Raw genomic sequence first — 23,938 nt, forward strand, 5'->3', positions numbered from 1 at the left:
GCAAGCGACAAGCTGCAAGAGAACCACGCTCTTGCCCCAACTTGCAGCTTGCCGCTTGTAGCTGGAAGCTGCTTACGGAGTAAGCCCCATGATTCTGCACACTCAGCTCAACCCGCGTTCAGCGGAGTTCGCCGCCAACAGTGCGGCGATGCTCAAACAGGTCGACGCGCTGCACACCTTGCTCGCCCAAGTGGCGCAGGGTGGCGGTGTCAAAGCGCAGGAACGCCACACCTCGCGGGGTAAATTGCTGCCGCGCGAGCGCATCAATCGCTTGCTTGATCCGGGCTCGCCGTTTCTCGAAATCAGCCAACTGGCCGCCCATGCGGTTTACGGCGAAGACGTGCCGGCTGCCGGGGTGATCGCCGGGATTGGTCGCGTTGAAGGCGTCGAGTGCATGATCGTCGCCAACGATGCGACGGTGAAAGGTGGCTCGTATTACCCGCTCACCGTGAAGAAGCACCTGCGTGCGCAGACCATCGCCCAGCAGAATCGCCTGCCGTGCATTTATCTGGTGGACTCGGGCGGCGCCAACCTGCCGCGTCAGGACGAAGTGTTTCCGGATCGCGAGCATTTCGGGCGGATATTCTTCAATCAGGCCAACATGAGCGCCATGGGCATCCCGCAGATCGCCGTGGTCATGGGCTCGTGCACCGCAGGCGGCGCGTATGTGCCGGCGATGGCGGACGAGGCGATCATGGTGCGCAACCAGGCGACGATTTTCCTCGCCGGCCCGCCGCTGGTAAAAGCCGCGACCGGCGAAGTGGTCAGCGCCGAAGACCTCGGCGGCGCCGATGTGCACTGCAAGACCTCCGGCGTGGCCGACCATTACGCCGAGAACGACGAACACGCCCTCGCCCTCGCCCGCCGCAGCGTCGCCAACCTCAACTGGCGCAAGCTCGGCGAGGTGCAGCAACGCACGCCGATCGCGCCGCTGTACGCCAGCGACGAGTTGTACGGCGTGGTTCCGGCTGACGCCAAGCAGCCATTCGATGTGCGCGAAGTGATCGCGCGGCTGGTCGACGGTTCGGTGTTCGACGAATTCAAGGCGCTGTTCGGCACCACGCTGGTCTGCGGTTTCGCTCACTTGCACGGCTATCCGATCGCGATTCTGGCGAATAACGGCATCCTTTTCGCCGAAGCCGCACAGAAAGGCGCGCACTTCATCGAACTGGCCTGCCAGCGCGGCATCCCGCTGCTGTTTCTGCAGAACATCACCGGTTTCATGGTCGGCCAGAAATACGAGGCCGGCGGCATCGCCAAACACGGCGCGAAACTGGTGACCGCAGTGGCCTGCGCCAAGGTGCCGAAATTCACCGTGATCATCGGCGGCAGCTTCGGTGCCGGCAACTACGGCATGTGCGGGCGCGCTTACGATCCGCGTTTCTTATGGATGTGGCCGAACGCGCGGATTGGCGTGATGGGCGCCGAACAGGCCGCCGGTGTGCTGGTGCAGGTCAAGCGCGAACAGGCCGAACGCAGCGGTCAGGCGTTCAGCGCCGAGCAGGAGACCGAGATCAAGCAGCCGATTCTCGATCAGTACGAAGAACAGGGTCACCCTTATTACTCCAGCGCGCGGCTGTGGGATGACGGCGTCATCGACCCGGCGCAGACCCGCGACGTGTTGGCCCTAGCCTTGTCCGCGTCGCTGAACGCGCCAATCGAACCGAGCCGCTTCGGCGTGTTCCGGATGTGATGTTTTTTTGTGGGAGCGAGCCTGCTCGCGAATGCGATCTGTCAGGCGGCGGATAGATCGACTGATACCCCGCTTTCGCGAGCAGGCTCGCTCCCACAAGAACCGTGGAGACAGATGAATATGAGCGACTTCAATACCCTCGAACTGCAAACCGATCCACGCGGTTTCGCGACGCTGTGGCTCAATCGCGCGGAGAAAAACAACGCCTTCAACGCCGAGATGATCCGCGAACTGATCCTCGCCCTCGACAAGGTCGCCAGCGATTCGAGCCTGCGTTTCCTGCTGCTGCGTGGGCGCGGCAAGCACTTCAGTGCCGGCGCCGACCTAGCGTGGATGCAGCAATCGGCGGAACTCGATTATCACACCAACCTCGATGACGCCCGCGAGCTGGCCGAGCTGATGTACAACCTCGCCAAGCTGAAAATCCCCACGCTGGCCGTGGTGCAAGGCGCGGCGTTCGGTGGCGCGCTGGGCTTGATCAGTTGCTGTGACATGGCGATCGGCGCCGATGACGCGCAGTTCTGCCTGTCGGAAGTGCGCATCGGTCTGGCGCCAGCGGTAATCAGCCCGTTCGTGGTGCAAGCGATCGGTGAGCGTGCGGCACGGCGCTATGCGCTGACTGCCGAGCGCTTCAGCGGGCAGCGGGCGCGGGAGATCGGCTTGCTCGCCGAAAGCTATCCTGCGGCTGAACTGGAGCAACAGGTCGAACAGTGGATCGACAACCTGCTGCTCAACAGCCCCGCGGCCATGCGCGCCAGCAAGGACTTGCTGCGCGAAGTCGGCAACGGCGCGCTGACCCCGGCCCTGCGCCGCTACACGGAAAATGCCATCGCGCGGATTCGCGTCAGCCCTGAAGGCCAGGAAGGCTTGCGCGCCTTCCTGCAAAAACGCCCACCGAACTGGCAAGCCGCACCCACCAAGGAGTCGCGTTGATGAGCGCACCTGTGATTACCACTGTGCTGGTGGCCAACCGTGGCGAAATCGCCTGCCGGGTCATGCGCACCGCCAAGGCCTTGGGCCTGACTACCGTCGCTGTGCACAGCGCCACCGACCGCGATGCGCGCCACAGCCGTGAAGCCGATATCCGCGTCGATCTGGGCGGCAGCAAGGCTGCCGAGAGTTATCTGCAAATCGATAAATTGATCGCCGCCGCCAAGGCCAGCGGTGCCCAGGCGATTCATCCCGGCTACGGTTTTCTCTCGGAAAACGCTGGATTCGCCCGCGCCATCGAAGCCGCCGGGCTGATCTTCCTCGGCCCGCCCGCCTCGGCCATCGACGCGATGGGCAGCAAATCCGCCGCCAAAGCGTTGATGGAAAAGGCCGGTGTGCCTTTGGTGCCGGGCTATCACGGCGAGGCGCAGGACCTCGAAACCTTCCGCGAAGCCTGCGAACGCATCGGTTATCCGGTGCTGCTCAAGGCTACGGCCGGCGGCGGTGGTAAAGGCATGAAAGTCGTCGAGGATGTCAGCCAACTGGCTGAAGCCCTCGCCTCGGCGCAGCGCGAAGCGCAATCGTCGTTTGGCGACTCGCGGATGCTGGTGGAAAAGTATTTGCTCAAGCCACGTCACGTGGAGATTCAGGTGTTCGCCGATCAGCACGGCAACTGCCTGTATCTCAACGAGCGCGACTGCTCGATCCAGCGTCGTCACCAGAAAGTCGTCGAAGAAGCCCCGGCGCCGGGTCTGACGCCCGAGCTACGCCGGGCAATGGGCGAAGCGGCCGTGCGTTCAGCGCAGGCGATCGGTTATGTCGGCGCCGGCACCGTGGAGTTTTTGCTGGATGCGCGCGGCGAGTTTTTCTTCATGGAGATGAACACGCGGCTGCAGGTCGAGCACCCGGTGACCGAAGCAATCACCGGACTGGATCTGGTCGCCTGGCAGATTCGCGTCGCCCGTGGGGAAACGCTGCCGATCAACCAGGCGCAGGTGCCGCTCAACGGTCATGCGATCGAAGTGCGTTTGTATGCCGAGGATCCGGCGAATGATTTCCTGCCGGCCACCGGGCGGCTGGACTTGTATCGCGAATCGGCACAGGGCGCGGGGCGGCGGGTGGACAGCGGCGTTGAGGAAGGTGACGAGATTTCGCCGTTCTACGACCCGATGCTCGGCAAGCTGATTGCTTGGGGTGAAGATCGCGAGCAGGCGCGCTTGCGTCTGTTGAGCATGCTCGACGAGTTTGCGATTGGCGGGCTGAAGACCAACATCAATTTCCTGCGCCGGATCATCGCGCATCCGGCGTTTGCGGCGGCAGAGCTGGATACCGGGTTCATTCCGCGCTATCAGGAGCAATTGCTGCCAGCACCAGGCACGTTGAGCGATGAGTTCTGGCAGGCGGCGGCGCAGGCGTTTGCGCAGAGTCTGCCGCAGCGTGCGCGGGCGGATGATCCCGCCTCGCCCTGGTCTTGCGGTAGTGGTTTGCGCGCAGGTTTGCCGGCGCAAATCACCTTGCATTTGAGTTGCGAGGGACAGGATCGCGCGCTGACTTTGGGCTCTGCGGCCTCTGCTACACTGCTGGGCGAAGCGCTGGTCGTCGAGCATGACGGCGTGCGCCGCACGTTACGGGCGATTCGTCAGGGTGGCGTGTTGTATCTGGAATGGGACGGCGAGTTGCGGCGCATCGAAGCGTTCGATCCGATCAGCGCCGTCGAGGCCAGCCACAGCCATCAGGGCGGTCTGACGGCGCCAATGAACGGCAGCATCGTGCGTGTGTTGGTCGAAACGGGACAGTCGGTTGAGGCCGGGGCGCAACTGGTAGTGCTTGAAGCCATGAAGATGGAACACAGCATCCGCGCGCCGCAGGCCGGTGTGATCAAAGCGCTGTACTGCCAGGAAGGCGATATGGTCAGTGAAGGCAGCGCTTTGGTTGAACTGGAAGAGGGATGAAATAAAAGGGTCGATCCTGGCCTTGCGCGAGGATCGATCCGTTCAGTAACGCGCCGTTGCCTGAACCACCACGCCGATGATCCGGCATTCATCGGTGAGCAGGGTTTTCGGCCAGGTCGGATTGAGCGGCACCAGGTAACGCTGGCCGGCCTGTTCGTCGAGCTTGCGGAAAATCGCTTCTTCGCTGTCCGGCCACTGGGCGATCACCAGTTTGCCAGGCACTGCCTCCAACTCCGGATCGACCAGAATCAGCATGCCCTCGGCAACACTCTGGCCGCTCGGCGCGGTCATCGAATCCCCGGTTACTGTCAGCCAGAACGCCGCACCGCCGCGAGCGTGGTAATCCGTGAGTTCGAAGCGCTGCTTCGCTGATGCTCCGGGATAGCTCGCCGCAGTGTCACGCACTTCGCACGGTGCACGCCAATCGCAGACCGGATAACGGAAGTACGGGTTGTACTTCTGCGCCAGCGGCATTTCGTCTTCCGGCGTCGGCTGCGGTTCGCGGATCACCAGAACGACTTCGAGGAAGTCCATTCCCAGCGCTTTGAGCACGCGGTTCATTTCGGTAACACCGGGTTCGCGACGCTTGTTCAGCCAATGACCGATCCCGCCCTGGGACATGCCGACGCGCTCTCCGAGCTCTGTTTGAGTGACTTTGAGTTCACTCATCTTGGCCTTGACCAACTCAATCCATTTATCCATGTGCCGCACCTTACGCGGACGTCTTCGACCGGCAAAACACATATTGTAGTATTTAAATCCTAGTCACAAATACAGGCGGTACTATCCTAGAGGAACGGACTTTCAATCGAACATGGAGTGACGTGTCATGATGAACATCAGCAGCAAAGACCTGCCCGATCTGCAAATCGACACCAGCTTCACCTCCCCTCAGGGCAATGCCGCCGCACAGCGCGCGCTGGACTACTACTTGAAACCGACTGTTTCGAAATCCGAGACGGACGAACGTTTTTTCAATGTCAAAGGCCATCTCAGCGGCGAAGAAGCGCTGGTGCATGCCTCGGATCTGTTGCGATGTGCGGCCGCCACCGCGTTCAAGGCCGCAGAAAACCTGCAAGGCACCAGTCGCGACCTGGCCTTTTCGGTGGTGCACATGGTGGATATGGCGCGGGCGATGGTCGACCATTCGATCGACAACGACGAAGTCACGGCGGACAAGGTACGGGCGGACAGGAAAGAATTTTCCCATCGCGCAGATAAAAACATTTGACTTGCAAATGATAATGATTATTATTGCAAGCAGCTGGTCGCGAGATCAGTCGATGGACCAGAGACCTTAGGTCGGTCTTCTGGACTATCTCCTCATCAGGCTAATCACGGTTTTTGACCCGGCTTTTTGCCGGGTCTTTTTTTGCCCGTTTTTCGGGCTTGTGTCTTCAGGCTAATGAAGTCTTTGGGTGCTGCAATTCGATGGCGCGGATAATATCAAAAGAATATTAATTGGCAAGCCGAGCCCAGCCACATTGGGCGAAACTAATGGCAATCAGCACTTGAGAATCAATCGCATAGCCTCTAAGCTGCTGGCGCGTCACGGAGGACGCCCCCCGCTACACCCGCAATTCCCCTCGGTTTCAGCCCTGCCTGCGTGTAGAGTACCGGTCATAAAAATCCTGCTCAGGAAGCGACTATGACCGTGGCTAAATCTTCGTTCGACATCAGCGCCAATTTCGACAGCGGCAATATCCAAGTCATCGATATCAGCAACCCGCTCAGTCCCGTCCTGGCCATCCGCCCGGACACCCGCAGCGCTCATTTTCAGTGGTTCCACTTCAAGGCCAGCGGCCTGCATGTGCACCAGGAACACTGGTTTCGCCTGGTCAACGCCAGCCAATCGACCTACAGCAAAGGCTGGCCGGGCTATCAAGCGGTGGCGTCGTATGATCACGTCAACTGGTTCCGCATCCCCACCAGCTTCGAAGGCGACAGCCTGCGCTTCTGCCTCGAAGCGGAACAGACCCACGCCTGGTTCGCCTACTTCGAACCCTACAGCCGCGGCCGCCACGACTGGTTGATCGAGCAAGCGCTAAGCAAGGCTGGCACCGAATTGCTGGCGACCGGCAAAAGTGTCGAGGGCCGCGACATTCAGCTGCTGCGCAAAGGCACCGGTGCCGAAGGCCAGCGCAAAATCTGGATCATCGCCCAGCAGCATCCGGGCGAGCACATGGCTGAATGGTTCATGGAAGGTGTGATCGAGCGTCTGGAGCGCCAGGATGATCCGGTACTGAACAAACTGTTGGCCAGCGCCGATCTGTATCTGGTGCCGAACATGAATCCGGATGGCGCCTTCCACGGCCACCTGCGCACCAATGCCATGGGTCAGGACTTGAACCGGGCCTGGCAGAACGCCAGCCAGGACATCAGCCCGGAAGTGCTTTTCGTCCAGCAGCAGATGGAAAAATATGGCGTCGATGCGTTTATCGACGTGCACGGCGACGAGGAAATTCCCCACGTCTTCACCGCCGGCTGTGAAGGCAATCCCGGCTTCACACCGCGCATCGAAAAGCTTGAAGAGCATTTCCGCAGCCACCTCAAGCACACCACCAAAGACTTCCAGACCACCTATGGCTACACCCGCGACGAACCGGGACAGGCCAACATGACCCTGGCCTGCAACAGCGTCGGGCAGAAATTCGACTGCCTGTCGCTGACCCTGGAGATGCCGTTCAAGGACCACGACGACCACCCGGACAAGATCACCGGCTGGTCGGGCAAACGTTCCAAACAATTGGGCAAGGATGTGCTGACCACCTTCGCCGACATGGTCGACACCCTGCGCTGATCCCCTCCCCTGCAACAACAAAAGATCGCAGCCTGTCTGCGATCTTTTGCTTTAAGCGGTCAGCCGCGATCGCGCCCGCGCAACATGCTGTCGAGCACTTCGTCACGCCGCACCCATCCATGAAACAGCGCCGCCGCCAAGTGCAGCAGCACCGTCAGAAACAGCAGATACGCCAGATAGCCATGGGATTTGCGCAGCAATGCAAACAGTTGCGCGTCGGCCGGCACAATCGACGGCAGATGCAGCGACGCCGTCAGCATCACCGGCTCGCCCGAGGCACTGATCATCGCCCAGCCGAGCAACGGCAACACCAGCATCAACGCATACAACAAGACGTGGGAAGCCTTGGCTGCCAGCACCTGCCAGCCCGGCAGATCATCCGGCAGCGGCGGTTGGCGGGTGGTGAAGCGCACCAGCAGGCGCACGATCACCAGCGCCAGAATCGCGATGCCCAGCGGCTTGTGCAAATGAATCAGCCATTCATGGCGAGACGACACCGAAGTGACCATGCCCGCGCCGATAAACAGCATGGCGATGATCATCAGCGCCATCAGCCAGTGCAGCAGGCGCGCCAGCAAAACGAAATGCGTCGGTTGCTTGTTCATGGACGAGCCTCCTGTTTGGCGGCGGGCAACTGGCTGACTTCGCTGGTGCGACGCAGGTAGGAATCGGCATAGCCGGCAGAACGCGCGGCCAGCAGTGGATCTTCCGAGCCTTGAATCCCGGCCGGCAGCACCAGCGGGTCGTAGTTGATGTCACGGCACTCGCCACTGAGTTGCGGCTGGGTCTTCTCCAGCACCAGGGTTCCGGCGTTCAACACTTTGCGATCTGCGGGCCAGGTCTTGCTGGCATCGTTCACCGGGTCACCGGCGTTGGCCAGGGTGATGTTCAACTGAAAGCGCAAGGGTGCGGCGGCCAGGCGTTGCACCAGATCCTTCTCGAGAAAGTCCGCGCCTTCAGGGGCCGTGGCACCCGCCGCGTCCTGCGCCAGCGGCGTCATGCTCCAGCGTACGGCCTGTTTTTTACCGTTGCCATCGATCAGATAGAACGCATTGATGCTGTTATAGGTTTCGGTGGCGTAGCTGGCCGAAGGCTTGGCGGTCTTCACCCACGTCAGAAACGGCACGGCTTCCGGATGTGCGGCAAAAAACGCCGGCACCTTCGTCGGGTCTGGCTTGCCGGTGGCTGGATCCGGCGACTGCGCCTGCTGCAATTGGTAGAACGCTTCGGGCGTGCCCACCGGAAACACCGGCATGCTGTTCATCCCGGTGCGCCATTGCTGACCGTTCGCCTGGGTGAAGCGCAGCGCCAGGCTGCGGATCGGTACGGCGCTGTCCGGCGCGTAGGGATTGCCGGCCGGCAAGGCGAAACGCCCCACCACCGGTGTCTGTGGCAGGTTGAACAGCTGTGCCGTGGAGAACGCGCGCGCCTCGCCGCTGCTTTCGAAATGGCCGATCACGCAGACACCCTTGGCGTGATTGCGACGAAAGCCGGGATGCACGCCGTTGTTCTTTTCCAGCACATCGACCAACGCTTTTGGCGTCAATCGTTGCGGGTCAAGGTTGCCATGCACGTAGGCAAACGCCCCGGCCACGGCGGCGACAATCACGGCAATGCCGCCCAGACGAAAAACCAGGCTCGCGGCGCTCAGTGGCTGGCGCGGCGGCCTGCCGGGCGGTGCAGCGTTTGGGGACGAGCGATCAACCATGAATATCTCCAGGCCATCGGCCACAAGTGGAAAGAGTCAGCAAGACGCACCCCGTCCGGGTTTATTCCACGGTGCGGTATTTATTTTTGCGCGCGGGGAATAACCTGCGCTGAGGGGCGTCTTCCTAGTCCACAGCGTAGCGACCAACAGACATTCATGAGCGAATTCGACGAACAGTTGAGAGAAATCATTCCCAGATTGCGCCGCTTCGCCGTGTCGTTGACGCGCAACAGCAGCAGCGCCGACGATCTGGTCCAGGCCAGCCTCGAGCGGGCGCTGTCGGCGTGGGGCGAGAAACGCGCTGACGGCGACGTGCGCGCCTGGCTGTTCGCGATCCTCTATCGGCAATTTCTCGACGCGCACCGTCGTTCGCGGCGCTATGCGCGGATGCTGGAATTTTTCACCGGTCGCGACGATGCCGAGCCGTCGGTGGAACGCACCGTGATTGCCCAATCGACCCTGCAAGCCTTCGAACGCCTGCCCACCGAACAGCGCGCTTTGCTGCTGATGGTCTCGGTGGAAGGCCTGTCCTATAAAGAGGTCGCCGAGATCCTCGGCGCCCCGATCGGCACCGTGATGTCGCGCCTGTCCCGCGCCCGCCAGGCCTTGCGCCAACTCAGCGACGGCGAAATCAGCAGCCCTTCCTTGCGGATACTCAAATGATCAGCCTGCCTCCCAGCGAACGTGATTTGCACGCCTACGTCGACCACCAGCTCAGCGACGCCGATCGGCGCGTGCTCGAGACCTGGCTGGCCAGCCACCCTGAAGAAGCGGCGCAGGTTCGCGCCTGGCAACGCGACGCCCAGCAATTGCGCGCAGCGCTGAGTGGCGCGTTGCAGCAACCGGCCAATCCGGCGCTTGACCCGATGATGATTCGCCAGCGCCGTCGCCAGCAGTCCCGTCGGCACCTGGCCAGCGCGGCGGTGTTGCTGATTGCCGTGAGCATTGGCGGTTTCAGTGGCTGGCAGGCGCGGGAAATGACCCTGGCGCGCCCTGCGCAATTGCCGATGACTGACGCGTTGCAAGCCTATCGCCTGATCGCCCAGCAAGGCGTACTGCCCGCCGATTACAAGGTCGACAGCGACGGCGACATGCAGCGTTGGCTCGACCGCTACTTCAGTGGTGCCGGACGCTTGCCGGACTTGAAAGCTGCCGGATTCGAGCCAGTCAGCGGGCGTTTGCTCAGCACCGATGAAGGCGCGGCAGCGATGGTGATGTATGAGGATCGCAGCGGTCACAAGGTCAGTTTCTACCTGCGTCCACCGGGGCCGAAAAACACCCTGCTGCCGCGCGGTTCGCGCAGCGATGGCGATCTGCAGGCCGATTACTGGTCAGGGCCGGGCTACAACTATGCGGTGGTCAGCCCGACCGACTCGCCGGCAGCAGAGTTGCTCAAGCAATCGCCACCGTTCTGAAATCCGCCTCTGGTAGGAGCTGACGAGTGCAACGAGGCTGCGATCTGTTGGCGGCAACCCAGATCAAAGATCGCAGCCTCGTTGCACTCGTCAGCTCCTACAGGGGACCGTGCACATATTTCATGGAGCCAGCCCCTGAGCTCTGGTTACACTTGGGCCACCGCGCTCCCGGTGGAGCCCGCCCGATCAACCAGGAGCCTTTCCCGCGTGCCCGCCCGAACGCCGAAACGATCACGACTGAGCCAACGCTGGCCGTTGTTGCGCCGCCTGTTCGGCAAAAGCCTGCCCGTCAGCGCCGGGCACGATGCTCATGCCGCGACCATCCGCGATTACTTCCGCGACAAGGCCAAAAGCCAGGGCTACACCCTCAGCCACAGCCAGCAGCACGTCATCGACTGCATGGCGCAGCAGGCCAGCGTACTGCTGGGCGACAGCGGCCACACACCGCCGAGTCTGTACCTGTACGGAGCCGTCGGGCGCGGCAAGAGCTGGTTGCTCGACGGTTTTTTCCAGGCGCTGCCGATCACGCGCAAACGTCGCCTGCACTTCCATCAGTTTTTTGCCCGGCTGCACGACGGCATGTTCCGTCACCGCCTGCAGGAAGACGCGCTGGAAATCACCCTGGATGAGTTGCTGGAAGATTGCCAGGTGCTGTGTTTCGACGAATTTCATGTGCACGACATCGGCGACGCGATGCTGATCACGCGGCTGTTCAAGGCCCTGTTCAAACGGCGGATCATGTTGCTGGTAACCTCCAACTACGCGCCGGAAGGCCTGCTGCCCAACCCGCTGTATCACGCACGCTTCAAACCGGTGATCGAGCTGATCAACACGCGCATGCAGGTGATGGAAGTCGGCGGCGACCACGACTACCGCACGCTGAACCGCCAGCATTCGCATCAAGTGTTTACCCAAGGGCATTACGTCTGGCCGGCTACAACAGCCCAGCGCCAGGCCCTGGACCTGCCACCAGCCGACGCGCCTGCCCTTGCCCTCGAGGTTGGCAAGCGCCAGCTTCAGGCCCGTTTTTGCCAAGGCCGGCGAGTCGCGTTCACCTTCAACGATCTGTGTGAACAGCCAACGGCAGTGATGGATTATCTGCAACTGTGCCAGCGTTTCGACCAGTGGATCATCGATGACCTGCCGCCGCTCGGCGAGTGTCCGATCGCCGTGCAACAGCGCTTCATCAATCTGATCGACGTGCTCTACGATCAGGACAAGCACCTGACCCTGCTCGGCCAACTGCCGCTGGGCCAGAGCCTGGAAGGTCACGCCATTGACCTGGCGCGCACGCGCAGCCGGTTGGGTCAGTTGCAGGAAATTCACGAACCCAACTGACACCCCACCCTGTGAGAGCGAGCCCTGTGGGAGCGAGCCCTGTGGGAGCGAGCCTGCTCGCGAAAGCGGTATGTCAGTCAGGGTTCATTTAACTGATACACCGCTTTCGCGAGCAGGCTCGCTCCCACAAGGTCCCGGGACAACTCAAAATCCGTTCAGCATCCGCTTTACCGCTATCATGTCGCCCATTCCAGCGCCCCCGCGTCGCTCCACCGATCAATAGCGAAACCAGACATGCACACCCTTGCTCAACTGCGCGCCGGCGAGCTGTCAGGCATTACCCGCCTCGACCTGTCCTGCGGGCTGACCGAATTCCCCCGCGAAATATTCCAACTGGCCGACACGCTGGAAGTGCTCAACCTCAGCGGCAACGCGCTGAGCAGCCTGCCCGATGACCTGCATCGCCTGACCCGCCTGCGCGTGCTGTTCTGCTCCGACAACCAGTTCACCGAGCTGCCGGCCTGCCTCGGCCAGTGCACCGCGCTGACCATGGTCGGCTTCAAGGCCAACCGCATCGTCAATGTCCCTGGTGACGCTCTGCCGCCGCAGCTGCGCTGGCTGATCCTCACCGATAACCGCATCGAGAGCCTGCCGAAGGAACTGGGCGAACGCCGCGCTTTGCAGAAGCTCATGCTCGCCGGCAATTGCCTGCGCTCGCTGCCAGACTCCCTGCGTCACTGCCATCGGCTGGAATTGCTGCGCATCGCCGCCAACCAGCTCAACGAGCTGCCGCAATGGCTGCTGACCTTGCCGAGCCTGACCTGGCTGGCCTACGCCGGCAATCCGCTGGAGACCGAAGCCGATGCCGCTGCCCTTGAGGCCACGCCGCTGATCGACTGGTCGACGCTGCGCATGGAACAGCAACTGGGCGAAGGCGCTTCTGGGGTGATTTCCCGGGCAGTCTGGCAGCGTGACGATGGCACGGCGCAAGCGGTTGCGGTGAAGCTGTACAAAGGCGAGATGACCAGCGACGGCTCGCCGTTGCATGAGATGAACGCCTGCATCACCGCCGGTTTGCACCCCAACCTGATCCGCGTCGAGGGTCGCATCAGCGGCCACCCCGATCAGCAGCAGGGATTGGTGATGCAGTTGATAGATCCGAGCTTCGGCAATCTCGCCGGCTTGCCGAGCCTGGTCTCGTGCTCGCGGGATGTTTATGCCGAGGACTGCCGGTTCACGGCGGAGGTTGCCCTGCGCGTCGCCCAAGGCATCGCCTCAGCGGCCGAGCACCTGCACCACCAAGGCATTACCCACGGCGATCTGTATGGCCACAACATTCTGTTGAACGATCAGGGCGATTGTCTGCTCGGGGATTTCGGCGCGGCGTCGTTTCATGCAACCCGCGATGATGTGCAGACGCGCGCATTGCAGCGCCTGGAAGTCCGTGCGTTCGGTGTGTTGTTGGGGGAATTGCTGGAGCGTGTCGACTCAGGATTGAGTACGGAGCGGCGCGCGCACCTGGAGGCGCTGGAACGACGTTGCTGTCAGGCGGATGTGCTGGGGCGGCCGGGGTTCAGTGAAGTCATCGAGATGCTGGAGAATCTGTGACCGCTGCGCGGTCATTCGCGAGCAGGCTCGCTCCCACATTGGAATGCATTGCAAATGTGGGAGCCAGCCTGCTCGAGAAGAGGTCATTACTGGCGCGACGGATCAGCCAGCCAGACCAACAAACATGTCCTGCACGTCATCATGGTTGTCGAGGCCTTCGAGGAACGCTTCGACTTCAGCCATCTGCTCGTCGCTCAAGCCGCTGACCGGGTTCTTCGGCTGGTAGCCGAGCTTGGCCGAGAGCACGGTGAAGCCTTGTTCCGGCAGGGCTTTCTGCACAGCGTCGAGGTCGGTCGGGTCGGTGAGGAACAGCGTCGCGCCCTCTTCGCCCGGCTCGAAATCCTGGGCACCGGCTTCGATCGCAGCCATTTCCGGATCGGCTTCCGGGCTGTCCGGCGCGGCTTCGATCATGCCGACGTGGTTGAACATCCACGCCACCGAACCCGAAGCGCCCAACTGGCCCTTGCGGAACGCCACACGAATTTCCGCGACGGTGCGGTTGATGTTGTCGGTGACGCATTCGACGATCAGCGGCACCTGATGCGGCGCGAAGCCTTCGTAGGTCACGCGATGGTATTGCACGGTTTCACCCAGCAGACCGGCGCCTTTCTTGATCGCGCGATCGAGGGTTTCTTTTGGCATCGAGGCTTTTTTCGCCTGTTCGACCACCAGACGCAGGTGTGCGTTGGTGGCGGTATCGGCACCGTTGCGCGCAGCAATGGTGATTTCTTTCACCAGTTTGCCGAAGATCTTCCCTTTGGCGTTGGCTGCCGCTTCTTTGTGTTTAACCTTCCACTGTGCGCCCATTACTCACTCTCTTGATCTGTGGCGCCGAGACATCTATTGGCCGACGCGTGGCGGCAAGTTTATACGGCCTAAAGTCGGCAATCGACCAAAAAAACAGCCGACGGAATCGACATCTTCACCAAAGCATGTAGGGGGATTCTGAAAAGCGCCTTTGACATGACCATTCAGGCCGACGGTTTCGTACCCTTGAAACCCCGTATCGCCTGACAGGGCCTGCTCGAATGCTCAATGACAAGGAAAGTCCCTTCACCCTTACGCTGACCGACAGCGGATTGCGCCTGCCGGTGGTGCGTTTTCGCGGCGAGGAAGCGCTGAACCAGCCTTACCGTTTCGACATCGAACTGCTCGGACTGGCCCCGGCCATCGTCCCGGGATCCTTCCTGCACAGGCCAGCCTTTTTGCGGCTCAGTGAGCAGCACGGATTCCACGGCGTCATTTCCAGCGCCAGCTGCGAACATCGCGGGACGCATCGGGTCGGCTATCGACTGATTCTGGTGCCGTATCTGCAACAACTGGCGCAAACGCATAAGCGCCGCGTGTTTACTCACCTGAGTGTGCCGCAGATCATTCAACAACTGCTCGAAGAACATGCCCTGCCAGCGCACAGCTACCGCATTGAAATGAGCGTCGGTCACTACCCGGCAAGGGCGTTTTGCATTCAGTACGAAGAAAGCGATCTGGCACTGGTGCAGCGGCTATGCGAAGAAGAAGGCATCCACTATCACTTCGAACACGGGCCGGACGGACACGTCGTGGTCTTCGCTGACGACAGCCTGAGCCTGCCGCAGGAACCGGTCGAAATCCCTTTCAGTGCTGATGAGCAACCACCGTCGCCCTGCGTCAGCGCGCTCTATCAACAGCATCGCGCGGCGCCTGTACCGATGCTGCATGCGGTGCGCAATCGCGGTCAGCCAACCGGCAATGCCGAAGCCGCCAACGAGGTCTCGACCGAGTTGCCGATGCCCGCGCGATCGCCGGAACGTCTGCACGCCGAACAACGCAGCCGACGTCATCTGCAACGCCAACGCTGCCAGTTGCGCTCCATTCACGGGCGCAGTGATTGCAGCGATTTGCTCAGTGGACGACTGCTGCTTGTGGCCGACCACCCGATTCATCATTTCAACGAACAATGGCTGATCAGCGCGGTGCGCCACCACGGGCAGCACCCTTCGATCCTTGATCCGGCGCCAAGCGTTCAGCGTTATCACAACGACTTCACTGCGCAGCCCTGGTCGACCGATTTCCGTCCGCCACTCAAACAAGCTCGCCCGAATATTGCCGGTTATCACTTGGCAAAAGTGGCGGGTGCGCCTGGGCAACCTGCGCAAGTGGACGAAAACGGCTGCCTCGCTGTAAGCCTGTGGCCGGCTGAGGATAAATCCGCCAGCGACGCCCTGTGGCTGCCGATCGCCATGAGCCGGCTCAGCGGCCCCGTCGCCGTCGATCAATTACCGCGCGCCGGCAGTGAAGTGTGGGTGAGTTTCCTCGACAGCGATCCGGACCGACCGATCCTTTGCCTCAGCCACGCACGCCAGCCGCCGGAGCGCGAATCAGAGCCCGTGCGCGACAGCCTGTTGCTCGACTGGCTGAGCCACCGCGCCGAGCATTGATCGGCGCCTCAGCCTTTGTCCGCCTTGCCCGCCGCCGCCGCGAACCTGGCCAGGCGCACGTCCAGATGCCGAGGCCGGCGCCCGTGATCTTCGGCGCGCTCCTTGCGGCGGATGGCGTTGCGCACCATCAACGAGCCGAGGTAGCGGATGGGTTCCGGCGGGAAATAACCCAGCGGCCCGTTGACCAGCGGCGAACGGGTCCACGGATTATCCAGACCCTGCACCAGCGCGGCGAGAATCTGCCCGCCCATGTGACACGGGCCGACGCCGCTGCCGGAATAACCGAAGCCGTAAAACACGTTGCCCGCCGAGCTCATCTGGCCGAAAAACGGCAAACCGGTCACCGAACGATCCGACGGGCCGTTCCACGTCGCGTCGATTTTGACCTCGGCGAACGCCGGGAAAAAATCCGCGAGACTGCGCTTGAGCAATCCGGCATAAGGCGACGGCTGATCGAACACCGGCAGCATCCGCCCGCCATAGGCGAAGGTGTTGCCGCCCTTGCCGAGCATGATCCGGCCGTCCGGGGTGTTGTGGTAGTAATGCACGAAAATCCGCGAATCGAGGACGCTGACGCCGCTGGTCAAACCGATTTGCTGCAGCAGCTCCGGACGCGGTTCGGTGATCAGCATGTCACTGGAAACGATCGCCACACTGCGCTCGAACTGAGGAAACGCGCGGGCCATCCACGCATTCATCGCCAGCACCACGCGGTCGGCGATGACCTTGCCGCCGGGCGTGTGAATACGTGCCGGGCGGCCCTCTTCCAGTCCGGTCATCGCCGTGCCTTCATGGATTTTCACGCCCGATTGCAGCGCCACCCGGCGCAGGCCGCGCACCAGTTTGCCCGGTTGCACGCTGGCAGCCGCCGGGGAAAACCAGCCTTCCAGATGTTTTGACGAACCAGCCATGCGCTGCACATCGGCGAGCGGTCGCTGGCTGAACGAGTTGATGCCGTTACGCTCCAGCGCCGCGATCACCGCGTCAGTTGCGCCGACCTGGGCGCGATTGGTCGCGGTGTACAGCGTGCCGTCGAGGCGGTAGTCGGCATCGACGCCGTACTGCTCGCAGAACTCGCCGATCGCATGGATGCTGCGCTCGGATTCCTTGACCAGACGCACCGCCTCGTCGACGCCGAACAAGCGTTCCAGGGTGAAATATTTCGCCGACCACGACAGCGCACAGCCGCCATTGCGGCCACTGGCGCCAGCGCCGCAGATGTCCGCCTCGATCAGCAGCACCTCCAGCTCGGGGTTTTGCTGCTTGAGCATGATCGCCGTCCACAATCCGGTGTAGCCGCCGCCAACGATGCACACATCGGTGCGCACCTCGCCTTGCAGCGGTGGACACTGCTCGGATGGGTCGGCCTGCAAGGCTTGCTCGAGCCAGAACGGTCGCATGGGAAATCTCCAGTCAGAAAGCCACGACGCAGCCTGCCGCGCACCGCGCAGCAGGCCACGGGGCGAAGGGTTTCAGGAACGCAGCGGTTTGACGCTCAGCGGGCAGTTGGGGATCGCCGCGCGCGGCTCCATCACGCCGACCGGCCGACTGTTCCAGTGCGGAATCAGCACCAGCGCCGAGAACAGCGCGCATCCGGCGAAGACGATGAACACCGTCACCGAGTCGAAGTAGCCCGGCAGCAAACCGCCGAGCACTGCGCCAACGGAGCCGCAGCCGTTGACGAAACCGGCGGCGGTGGCACCGGCCTTGGCCTTGCCGAAATCGATGGCGGCCGCGCCGCTGATCATCGAGTCCGGGCCGTACAACGTCAGGCCCATGACGAACAGCAACGCGACAACCAGCAACACGCTGCCGGTGTTCAGCGCAGCCATGAACAGCGCCAGCGTTACGGTCAGCGCCAACAGACTCAGCACGCAGGCCGGCATGCGTCGGGCGCCGAAGAGTTTGTCCGAGGCCAGGCCGATCATGATCGGCCCGAGCAATCCGGCCAGTTCAAACGCGGTTGGAATGATCGCCGCGCCGACCTTGCCGACACTGGGCATCTGCTCGAAAACAATCACTGGCCCCCACAACAGAATCGCGTAGCGCGCCGGTTTCAGCAGGAAATACGCCAAGCCCAGCACCAGCACCGTGCGGTTGCGCAGGATTTCCTTTAACGGCTCCCACACGCTGAGTTTGCTGTTGGCTGCGGTTTCCTCGGCGGACAGTTCCGGCTCGGGCTCCACCGCCGGCAAGCCGACGTCTTCCGGTTTGTTGCGCTGGAAGATAAAGAACAGCACGGCCACCACCGCGACCACCGCCGCGCTGGAAATGAATGCCGCGTGCCAGGTGCCGACCAGCGTGTAGGCCCACCAGCCGGCGAACGGCGAGGCGACCAGACCACCAAACGCGTAACAGGAACTCCACAAGCCGAGCACGCGCCCGCGCTGCTCTGACGGGAAGAAGCTGCCAAGGTTTTTACACAGCCCCGACCAGCCAGTGGACTGCGCCAGACCTTGAATCAACATGCACGTGGCGAAGATCGGCAATGTAGCGAAACTGCCCATCACCAGCGCCGCAGCGGCGGATATCAGCAAACCACCAAGCACTACGACTCGCGGGCCAAAGCGATCGGCGAGCATGCCCCAGGTGAACTGTCCGAGGGCATACGCCGCCAGATAGATCGCGTCGAGGTTGGCCATGGCCATTTTGTCGAGGGTGAAATCAGGGTCTTCGGCGATGCCCAGTTTGGCCACCGAAAATGCTTTGCGGGTGAAGTAGAACGCGGCGTACGCGAGCCAGGTAATAGCGAAGATCTGCACGCGCCAACGCGCCAGGGTGCCGATGTGCTTGTTCATGGTGGTTCTGACCTCAGGGTGTGAGTGTGCCGGCAGAATCGATTAAGAAAAACGCCTGTGTTTTTTATTGTTGAGCACTGCGATACCGCCCCTTCCCTTCGGCGATAACGGTCAGATGAGTCTGCTGTTGCACGCACAGGCTCATGGGCCAGCGCTGCTGTTCGACCGAGCAGTCAGCGATGGCGTGAGCCGATCAAAGCAATTACTGTTTAATAAATAAAATCGATTTATCGTATTTCACACATAAGCCGAGCTTGTTACTGGAGTCACCATGTCTGTCTCTCACGCCCAACTCAAAGCGTTCCACGCGGTGGCCGTCCATGGCAGCTTCACCCGCGCCGCCGAGCGGCTTTATCTGACGCAACCGGCGATTTCCGACCAGGTACGCAAACTCGAAGAACGCTTCGGCGTGCTGCTGTTTCACCGCAATAAACGTTCCGTACGCCTGACCGATCTCGGCGAGCGCCTGCTGGCGATCACTCAGCGCCTGTTCGTGATCGAAGCCGAAGCGCAGGAATTGCTGCAGGAATCCCAGGCCCTGCAGACCGGCAGCCTGATTCTCGCGGTGGACGCGCCGATCCACGTGTTGCCGCAGATCGCGCGGTTCTGCGAGCGCTACCCGGGCATCAGCGTGAAAATCGAGACCGGCAATACCGATGAATCGCTGTTTCGCCTGTTCAACTATCAGGCCGATCTGGCGCTGCTCGGCCGCGATGTAACCGATGAACGCTTGCTGTGTGTGCCGTTGCGCAACGATCCGATGGTGGCGTTCGTTTCGCGCAATCATCCGTGGGCCGAACGCGAATCGATCTGTCTGGCCGATCTGGATGACACGCCACTGGTGCTGCGTGAGACCGGTTCGGTGACACGGCAGACCCTGGAAGAGGAAATGGCCCGCGCAGGTTTGCGCATCCGCCCGGCGATTCAGGTTGAAGGTCGGGAAGCGGCGCGCGAAGCCGTGGTGGTGGGGATCGGGGTTGGTGTGGTTTCAGCGGCGGAGTTCGGCGCCGACTCACGGGTCTGCGCGTTGCCGATCACCGATTGCACGAGGCGCCTGACCGAAACCCTGGTGTGTTTGCGCGAACAGAGTTCGCGGCGGGTGGTGGCGACGTTTCTCGATATGGTTCGCGAGAGCCTGACCTGACTCACTCCCTGTCCTGATCGTTCCCACGCTCTGCGTGGGAATGCCTCAACGGACGCTCCGCGTTCGGCTTTGGATGGGACGCAGAGCGTCCCGGGCTGCGTTCCCACGCAGAGCGTGGGAACGATCACGGTGCGGCTAGCGCCAGATCAAAAAACGCCTGAATCAAGCGCAACTCGCGCCGGCGCTCCATGCAGCCAATCATGTGCCGGTTCACCAGCCCTTCCCCGGCAATCGGGATCGCCACCACGCGCGGGTCATGACTGACCTCCACCGATGACACCACACCGACCCCCAACTCGGCCGCGACCGCTTCGGTCACCGCCTCGCGACTGTCCAGCTCCAGCAACACCCGCGGCTGAATCGAGGCCTGCATACACGCCTGGTCAAACGTGCGCCGGGTAATCGAAGTCGGCTCGCGCAGGACCATGATCACTTGGTCCAGCTCCTTGAGTTTCACTTCCCCGGAGCGATTCGCCCAGCGATGCCCCGCCGGCACCAGCGCGCATATCCGCGATTCGCTCAGCGCTTGCAGATGCAGGCCCTTGCGCGGCTCGACCTCGGTCAGCACCGCGACATCGGCGTGCTCCGACAACAGCGCCGCCAGGGTTTCCTGCGCGTTGCCCAGACGCAGGTTGACGGTGATCCCCGGATAGCGTGCGCGCAGGCTCGCCAGCATCGGCATGACCATGTGCGGCCCATCCGCCGCCACCTCCAGACGCCCGGTCAACAATTGCCGATTGGCCTCGAGCAGCGTCTGCGCTTCTTCCGCCAGGCCGAACATGGCGCGGGTGATCGCCGCCAGTTTGGTGCCCTCCTCGGTCAGTTCCACCCGTCGCGCGGTGCGCCGCAGCAAGGTGATCTGGTAGCGCTCTTCCAGTGCCTTGATGTGTCCGGTGACCGCCGGCTGGCTGATGAACAACCGCGCAGCCGCGCGGGTGAAGCTGCCTTCGCGGGCCACGGCATCGAAGGCGCGCAGCTGAAACAGGTTCATGGATAACCCTCACTGATGGCTGGCATAACAACAAACAATTTGATTGATGCAGCGGCGAATTGCAACGTAGACGCCGTAGCTTCATCCCACAGCGTTCTCGCGAGGACACCCGAATGAGTACCGCCGCACCGATTCTGCTCACTCCCGGCCCGTTGACCACTTCGGCCCGCACCCGTCAGGCCATGATGGTCGACTGGGGTTCGTGGGATGACCGCTTCAACCAGCTGACCGCCAGCCTGTGCGAGCAATTGCTGGCCATCCTCAACGGCGCCGCCAGCCACCATTGCGTACCGTTACAGGGCAGCGGCACCTTCGCTGTCGAAGCGGCGATCGGCACGTTGGTACCGCGTGATGGCAAAATCCTCGTGCTGATCAACGGCGCTTACGGCAAACGGCTGGCGAAGATCTGCGATGTACTTGGGCGCTCGTTCAGCACCTTCGAAACCGCCGAAGACGAGCCGACCACTGCCGCCGACGTCGACCGTTTGCTGCGCGCCGACGCTGACATCACCCACGTGGCGCTGATCCACTGCGAAACCAGCACCGGCATTCTCAATCCGCTGGCAGAAATCGCCGAGGTCGTCGCGCAACACGGCAAACGTCTGATCATCGACGCCATGAGCTCATTCGGCGCGTTGCCGGTGGATGCGCAAAAAGTGCCATTCGACGCGCTGATTGCCGCTTCCGGCAAATGCCTGGAAGGCGTACCGGGGATGGGTTTTGTCTTCGCCCGCAAGGAATCGCTGGCCGCATCTGCCGGTAACTCGCACTCGCTGGCGATGGACCTGTACGACCAGCACGCCTACATGATGAAAACCGGGCAATGGCGCTTCACCCCGCCCACCCATGTGGTCGCGGCGCTGCACGAAGCGTTGCTGCAATACCGCGAAGAAGGCGGTCTGCCAGCGCGGCATGCGCGTTATGCCGCCAACTGTCAGGCGCTGATGGAAGAGATGAACAAGCTCGGCTTGCGCAGCTTCCTGCCGGCGGCGATTCAGGCGCCGATCATCGCCACTTTCCATGCCCCGCAGGATCCGCGCTACCAGTTCAAGGACTTCTATGAGCGGGTCAAGGCCAAGGGTTACATCCTCTACCCCGGCAAACTGACCCAGGTCGAAACTTTCCGCGTCGGCTGCATCGGCCACGTCACCCCGGACGAAATGCGCCAGGCCGTAGCAGCAGTAGGTGAAGTGCTGCGCGAGATGGAAGTGCTCGATATCTGAGCCTCACCAAAAATCCCCTGTGGGAGCGAGCCTGCTCGCGAAAGCGTCGTCCCAGGCGACACATACGCTGATGTCAGACCGCTTTCGCGAGCAGGCTCGCTCCCACATTTTGATCTCATTTTCAAATCAGGAATTGATTGCCATGAACTACACCAATCCAAGCAAGCTGCAAGCCGCGATCCTCGACTGGGCCGGTACCGTGGTCGATTTCGGCTCGTTCGCGCCGACGCAGATCTTCGTCGAAGCCTTCGCCGAGTTCGATGTGCAGGTGTCGATCGAAGAGGCCCGTGGGCCGATGGGCATGGGCAAGTGGGATCACATCCGCACCCTCTGTGATCAGCCGCAAGTGGCCGAGCGTTATCGCAAGGTATTCGGTCGCACGCCGACCGACGATGACGTCACCGCTATCTACAACCGTTTCATGCCGTTGCAGATCGAGAAAATCGCCGAGCACTCGGCACTGATTCCCGGCGCGCTGGACGCCATCGCCCAACTGCGCCAGCAAGGGATCAAGATCGGTTCCTGCTCCGGCTACCCGAAAGCGGTGATGGACAAAGTCGTCGAACTCGCCGCCAGCAACGGCTACGTCGCCGACCACGTGGTCGCCACCGACGAAGTGCCAAACGGTCGTCCATGGCCGGCGCAAGCGTTGGCCAACGTGATCGCTCTGGGCATCGACGATGTTGCAGCGTGCGTGAAGATCGACGACACCGTGCCGGGCATTCTCGAAGGTCGCCGGGCCGGCATGTGGACGGTTGCGCTGATTTGCTCGGGCAACGCGCTGGGTCTGGATTATGAGGGTTTCCGCGCGCTGGGCAGCGATGAACTGGCCAGCGAGCGCCAGCGCATCCACGCGCTGTTCGCAAGTTCGCGGCCGCATTACATGATCGACACCATCAGCGATCTGCCGGAAGTGATCGCCGACATCAACAAGCGTCTGGCCAACGGTGAGATGCCGCAAAACGCCTGAGGCCGATAACCGGAACACCGCTGATCCATGACAATCAGCGGTGTTTTTTTGCACTGTCTTAAATAAATATATTTCCCGGTTATTACTTACTCTGAAACAAGGTTGCCCTCTGCGTCGTACGCACTACCATCGGGATGTTTAACGCTTCCGTCAGGCAATTGTTCAGTACCATCTTCCCAGACAATACGGCCATCCGGATATTCAACGGTATTATCAGACCATACGATTCGCCCGTCCGGATACTCTACCCGGCCGTCGTCATATTGAATGATGCCGTCGGGACGCTTGATCGAAGTCTTATCAACGTCAACCACGCTACCGTCAGGCAGTGTGGTCGAACCATCGACATTGACGGTCGCACCGAGTGTTTGAATCAGCGTAATCAAGGCCACCGGATCGATGTTGATGTTAAGGGTCGGCCATGGCATTGGCGGACGCTTGGTATCGACCGGCGCTACTGGTGCGGTCGGCGCAACTGGTTTGGTTGGGGCTACCGGTTTGGTTGGCGCCACTGGTTTGGTCGGTGCTACTGGCTTGGTTGGCGCCACTGGCTTGGTCGGCGCTACCGGTTTGGTTGGTGCCACTGGCTTGGTCGGCGCTACCGGTTTGGTTGGTGCTACTGGCTTGGTTGGCGCTACCGGCTTGGTCGGCGCTACCGGTTTGGTTGGTGCTACTGGCTTGGTTGGTGCCACTGGTTTGGTCGGTGCTACGGGTTTGGTCGGTGCTACGGGTTTGGTTGGCGCCACTGGCTTTGGTGTAGTGGTAGTGGGGCGAGGCTTGGAGATCGGACTTTTCATATTCACACTCAAATTTACAAATATAATTATGATCTTTAATAACAAACTAAAGAGCCGAACCAACAATAATCACGCACAACAAACTATTCAAACCAAAAGAACCTACAAGATATAAGCAACATAGAGTTACGCCCACAGTTCAACGCACACCAACAACTTTAAATAAGCAGAAATAATAAACCGTACAAATAAGACTTTTGTGTGTTGCAAATAT

General features: G+C 61.5%; 22 protein-coding genes. 14 read left to right on the forward strand and 8 right to left on the reverse strand.

Annotation, left to right across the window (positions count from 1 at the left end):
* The first annotated feature begins 88 nt into the window (after positions 1 to 88).
* The 3 genes from AB4O12_RS11615 to AB4O12_RS11625 all read left to right on the forward strand — a co-directional run bounded on the left by AB4O12_RS11615 (position 89) and on the right by AB4O12_RS11625 (position 4,575).
* Positions 89 to 1,693, forward strand: coding sequence for a carboxyl transferase domain-containing protein (locus AB4O12_RS11615; protein WP_056788823.1), 1,605 nt, complete (start codon positions 89 to 91; stop codon positions 1,691 to 1,693).
* 120 nt (positions 1,694 to 1,813) lie between these two features.
* Complete coding sequence (locus AB4O12_RS11620; RefSeq protein WP_252886440.1) at positions 1,814 to 2,626, forward strand: gamma-carboxygeranoyl-CoA hydratase; 813 nt, start codon at positions 1,814 to 1,816, stop codon at positions 2,624 to 2,626.
* A complete protein-coding gene (locus AB4O12_RS11625) occupies positions 2,626 to 4,575 on the forward strand; it encodes an acetyl/propionyl/methylcrotonyl-CoA carboxylase subunit alpha (RefSeq protein WP_460062020.1) in 1,950 nt (649 codons plus the stop codon). Before AB4O12_RS11620 ends, AB4O12_RS11625 begins: the two co-directional genes overlap by 1 nt.
* 42 nt (positions 4,576 to 4,617) lie before the next feature.
* On the opposite strand, the gene AB4O12_RS11630 is transcribed toward AB4O12_RS11625, so the two are convergent.
* A complete protein-coding gene (locus AB4O12_RS11630) occupies positions 4,618 to 5,277 on the reverse strand; it encodes a LexA family protein (RefSeq protein WP_071172928.1) in 660 nt (219 codons plus the stop codon).
* A gap of 130 nt (positions 5,278 to 5,407) precedes the next feature.
* Between AB4O12_RS11630 and AB4O12_RS11635 the strand changes: the two genes are divergently transcribed.
* Positions 5,408 to 5,806, forward strand: a complete 399-nt coding sequence (locus tag AB4O12_RS11635) for a DUF6124 family protein (protein ID WP_315436107.1) — start codon at positions 5,408 to 5,410, stop codon at positions 5,804 to 5,806.
* Between the two features lie 417 nt (positions 5,807 to 6,223).
* Positions 6,224 to 7,375 (forward strand): M14 family metallopeptidase, encoded by a 1,152-nt coding sequence (locus AB4O12_RS11640; protein ID WP_460062022.1) that lies wholly within the window; start codon positions 6,224 to 6,226, stop codon positions 7,373 to 7,375.
* A gap of 59 nt (positions 7,376 to 7,434) precedes the next feature.
* On the opposite strand, the gene AB4O12_RS11645 is transcribed toward AB4O12_RS11640, so the two are convergent.
* Entirely contained in the window at positions 7,435 to 7,980 is a 546-nt protein-coding gene (locus tag AB4O12_RS11645) for a cytochrome b (protein ID WP_016775318.1), read from the reverse strand.
* Positions 7,977 to 9,083 carry a catalase family peroxidase gene (locus tag AB4O12_RS11650; protein WP_460062025.1) on the reverse strand — a complete coding sequence of 369 codons (1,107 nt, stop codon included), beginning with the start codon at positions 9,081 to 9,083 and terminating at the stop codon, positions 7,977 to 7,979. The genes AB4O12_RS11645 and AB4O12_RS11650 overlap by 4 nt, the downstream gene beginning before the upstream one ends.
* Before the next feature lie 156 nt (positions 9,084 to 9,239).
* On the opposite strand from AB4O12_RS11650, the gene AB4O12_RS11655 reads away from it, so the two are divergent.
* The 4 genes from AB4O12_RS11655 to AB4O12_RS11670 all read left to right on the forward strand — a co-directional run bounded on the left by AB4O12_RS11655 (position 9,240) and on the right by AB4O12_RS11670 (position 13,384).
* Positions 9,240 to 9,746 (forward strand): RNA polymerase sigma factor, encoded by a 507-nt coding sequence (locus AB4O12_RS11655; RefSeq protein WP_056788806.1) that lies wholly within the window; start codon positions 9,240 to 9,242, stop codon positions 9,744 to 9,746.
* On the forward strand, positions 9,743 to 10,498 hold the full coding sequence (locus AB4O12_RS11660; protein WP_095182095.1) for an anti-sigma factor family protein: 756 nt from the start codon (positions 9,743 to 9,745) through the stop codon (positions 10,496 to 10,498). Before AB4O12_RS11655 ends, AB4O12_RS11660 begins: the two co-directional genes overlap by 4 nt.
* 207 nt (positions 10,499 to 10,705) lie before the next feature.
* Entirely contained in the window at positions 10,706 to 11,836 is a 1,131-nt protein-coding gene (gene zapE, locus AB4O12_RS11665) for a cell division protein ZapE (RefSeq protein WP_041477127.1), read from the forward strand.
* A gap of 234 nt (positions 11,837 to 12,070) precedes the next feature.
* The gene (locus AB4O12_RS11670; RefSeq protein ID WP_460062028.1) at positions 12,071 to 13,384 is read left to right on the forward strand and encodes a leucine-rich repeat-containing protein kinase family protein; all 1,314 of its coding nucleotides are present in this window, start codon (positions 12,071 to 12,073) and stop codon (positions 13,382 to 13,384) included.
* A gap of 102 nt (positions 13,385 to 13,486) precedes the next feature.
* Here the strand turns inward: AB4O12_RS11670 and AB4O12_RS11675 are convergent, their stop codons facing one another.
* Complete coding sequence (locus AB4O12_RS11675; RefSeq protein WP_252882301.1) at positions 13,487 to 14,191, reverse strand: YebC/PmpR family DNA-binding transcriptional regulator; 705 nt, start codon at positions 14,189 to 14,191, stop codon at positions 13,487 to 13,489.
* Positions 14,192 to 14,412: 221 nt separating this feature from the next.
* Between AB4O12_RS11675 and AB4O12_RS11680 the strand changes: the two genes are divergently transcribed.
* Positions 14,413 to 15,801, forward strand: a complete 1,389-nt coding sequence (locus AB4O12_RS11680) for a type VI secretion system Vgr family protein (protein ID WP_457262687.1) — start codon at positions 14,413 to 14,415, stop codon at positions 15,799 to 15,801.
* An 8-nt stretch (positions 15,802 to 15,809) separates the two neighbouring features.
* Here the strand turns inward: AB4O12_RS11680 and AB4O12_RS11685 are convergent, their stop codons facing one another.
* Positions 15,810 to 17,201, reverse strand: coding sequence for an FAD-dependent oxidoreductase (locus AB4O12_RS11685; protein ID WP_460062031.1), 1,392 nt, complete (start codon positions 17,199 to 17,201; stop codon positions 15,810 to 15,812).
* 72 nt (positions 17,202 to 17,273) lie between these two features.
* On the reverse strand, positions 17,274 to 18,599 hold the full coding sequence (locus AB4O12_RS11690; RefSeq protein ID WP_150741171.1) for an MFS transporter: 1,326 nt from the start codon (positions 18,597 to 18,599) through the stop codon (positions 17,274 to 17,276).
* Between the two features lie 271 nt (positions 18,600 to 18,870).
* Here AB4O12_RS11690 and AB4O12_RS11695 point away from each other — a divergent pair, with 271 nt between their 5' ends.
* Entirely contained in the window at positions 18,871 to 19,743 is an 873-nt protein-coding gene (locus AB4O12_RS11695; RefSeq protein ID WP_323621054.1) for a LysR family transcriptional regulator, read from the forward strand.
* Positions 19,744 to 19,867: 124 nt separating this feature from the next.
* On the opposite strand, the gene AB4O12_RS11700 is transcribed toward AB4O12_RS11695, so the two are convergent.
* Positions 19,868 to 20,734: a LysR substrate-binding domain-containing protein gene (locus AB4O12_RS11700; protein WP_460062035.1), complete on the reverse strand. Its 867-nt coding sequence runs from the start codon at positions 20,732 to 20,734 to the stop codon at positions 19,868 to 19,870.
* A 113-nt stretch (positions 20,735 to 20,847) separates the two neighbouring features.
* Between AB4O12_RS11700 and AB4O12_RS11705 the strand changes: the two genes are divergently transcribed.
* Complete coding sequence (locus tag AB4O12_RS11705) at positions 20,848 to 21,957, forward strand: 2-aminoethylphosphonate--pyruvate transaminase (RefSeq protein WP_460062037.1); 1,110 nt, start codon at positions 20,848 to 20,850, stop codon at positions 21,955 to 21,957.
* Positions 21,958 to 22,099: 142 nt separating this feature from the next.
* Entirely contained in the window at positions 22,100 to 22,927 is an 828-nt protein-coding gene (phnX, locus tag AB4O12_RS11710; RefSeq protein WP_252884494.1) for a phosphonoacetaldehyde hydrolase, read from the forward strand.
* Positions 22,928 to 23,013: 86 nt separating this feature from the next.
* Here the strand turns inward: phnX and AB4O12_RS11715 are convergent, their stop codons facing one another.
* Complete coding sequence (locus AB4O12_RS11715) at positions 23,014 to 23,355, reverse strand: hypothetical protein (protein WP_143498023.1); 342 nt, start codon at positions 23,353 to 23,355, stop codon at positions 23,014 to 23,016.
* Between AB4O12_RS11715 and AB4O12_RS11720 the strand changes: the two genes are divergently transcribed.
* A complete protein-coding gene (locus tag AB4O12_RS11720; RefSeq protein WP_082530311.1) occupies positions 23,333 to 23,839 on the forward strand; it encodes a collagen-like protein in 507 nt (168 codons plus the stop codon). The genes AB4O12_RS11715 and AB4O12_RS11720 overlap by 23 nt on opposite strands.
* Positions 23,840 to 23,938: the final 99 nt, after the last annotated feature.

The organism is Pseudomonas sp. S2_A05, from assembly GCF_054668485.1.

What these genes read in the sequence shown, in the direction of transcription:
- AB4O12_RS11690 (WP_150741171.1), bottom strand. Translation starts at nt 18,599, where the DNA reads ATGAACAAGCACATCGGCACCCTGGCGCGTTGGCGCGTGCAGATCTTC.
- AB4O12_RS11695 (WP_323621054.1), top strand. Translation starts at nt 18,871, where the DNA reads ATGTCTGTCTCTCACGCCCAACTCAAAGCGTTCCACGCGGTGGCCGTC.
- AB4O12_RS11715 (WP_143498023.1), bottom strand. Translation starts at nt 23,355, where the DNA reads ATGCCATGGCCGACCCTTAACATCAACATCGATCCGGTGGCCTTGATT.
- AB4O12_RS11720 (WP_082530311.1), top strand. Translation starts at nt 23,333, where the DNA reads ATGTTAAGGGTCGGCCATGGCATTGGCGGACGCTTGGTATCGACCGGC.
- AB4O12_RS11645 (WP_016775318.1), bottom strand. Translation starts at nt 7,980, where the DNA reads ATGAACAAGCAACCGACGCATTTCGTTTTGCTGGCGCGCCTGCTGCAC.
- phnX (WP_252884494.1), top strand. Translation starts at nt 22,100, where the DNA reads ATGAACTACACCAATCCAAGCAAGCTGCAAGCCGCGATCCTCGACTGG.
- AB4O12_RS11620 (WP_252886440.1), top strand. Translation starts at nt 1,814, where the DNA reads ATGAGCGACTTCAATACCCTCGAACTGCAAACCGATCCACGCGGTTTC.
- AB4O12_RS11700 (WP_460062035.1), bottom strand. Translation starts at nt 20,734, where the DNA reads ATGAACCTGTTTCAGCTGCGCGCCTTCGATGCCGTGGCCCGCGAAGGC.
- AB4O12_RS11680 (WP_457262687.1), top strand. Translation starts at nt 14,413, where the DNA reads ATGCTCAATGACAAGGAAAGTCCCTTCACCCTTACGCTGACCGACAGC.
- AB4O12_RS11635 (WP_315436107.1), top strand. Translation starts at nt 5,408, where the DNA reads ATGAACATCAGCAGCAAAGACCTGCCCGATCTGCAAATCGACACCAGC.
- AB4O12_RS11625 (WP_460062020.1), top strand. Translation starts at nt 2,626, where the DNA reads ATGAGCGCACCTGTGATTACCACTGTGCTGGTGGCCAACCGTGGCGAA.
- AB4O12_RS11615 (WP_056788823.1), top strand. Translation starts at nt 89, where the DNA reads ATGATTCTGCACACTCAGCTCAACCCGCGTTCAGCGGAGTTCGCCGCC.
- AB4O12_RS11670 (WP_460062028.1), top strand. Translation starts at nt 12,071, where the DNA reads ATGCACACCCTTGCTCAACTGCGCGCCGGCGAGCTGTCAGGCATTACC.
- AB4O12_RS11705 (WP_460062037.1), top strand. Translation starts at nt 20,848, where the DNA reads ATGAGTACCGCCGCACCGATTCTGCTCACTCCCGGCCCGTTGACCACT.
- AB4O12_RS11675 (WP_252882301.1), bottom strand. Translation starts at nt 14,191, where the DNA reads ATGGGCGCACAGTGGAAGGTTAAACACAAAGAAGCGGCAGCCAACGCC.
- AB4O12_RS11650 (WP_460062025.1), bottom strand. Translation starts at nt 9,083, where the DNA reads ATGGTTGATCGCTCGTCCCCAAACGCTGCACCGCCCGGCAGGCCGCCG.
- AB4O12_RS11630 (WP_071172928.1), bottom strand. Translation starts at nt 5,277, where the DNA reads ATGGATAAATGGATTGAGTTGGTCAAGGCCAAGATGAGTGAACTCAAA.
- AB4O12_RS11685 (WP_460062031.1), bottom strand. Translation starts at nt 17,201, where the DNA reads ATGCGACCGTTCTGGCTCGAGCAAGCCTTGCAGGCCGACCCATCCGAG.
- AB4O12_RS11640 (WP_460062022.1), top strand. Translation starts at nt 6,224, where the DNA reads ATGACCGTGGCTAAATCTTCGTTCGACATCAGCGCCAATTTCGACAGC.
- AB4O12_RS11655 (WP_056788806.1), top strand. Translation starts at nt 9,240, where the DNA reads ATGAGCGAATTCGACGAACAGTTGAGAGAAATCATTCCCAGATTGCGC.
- AB4O12_RS11660 (WP_095182095.1), top strand. Translation starts at nt 9,743, where the DNA reads ATGATCAGCCTGCCTCCCAGCGAACGTGATTTGCACGCCTACGTCGAC.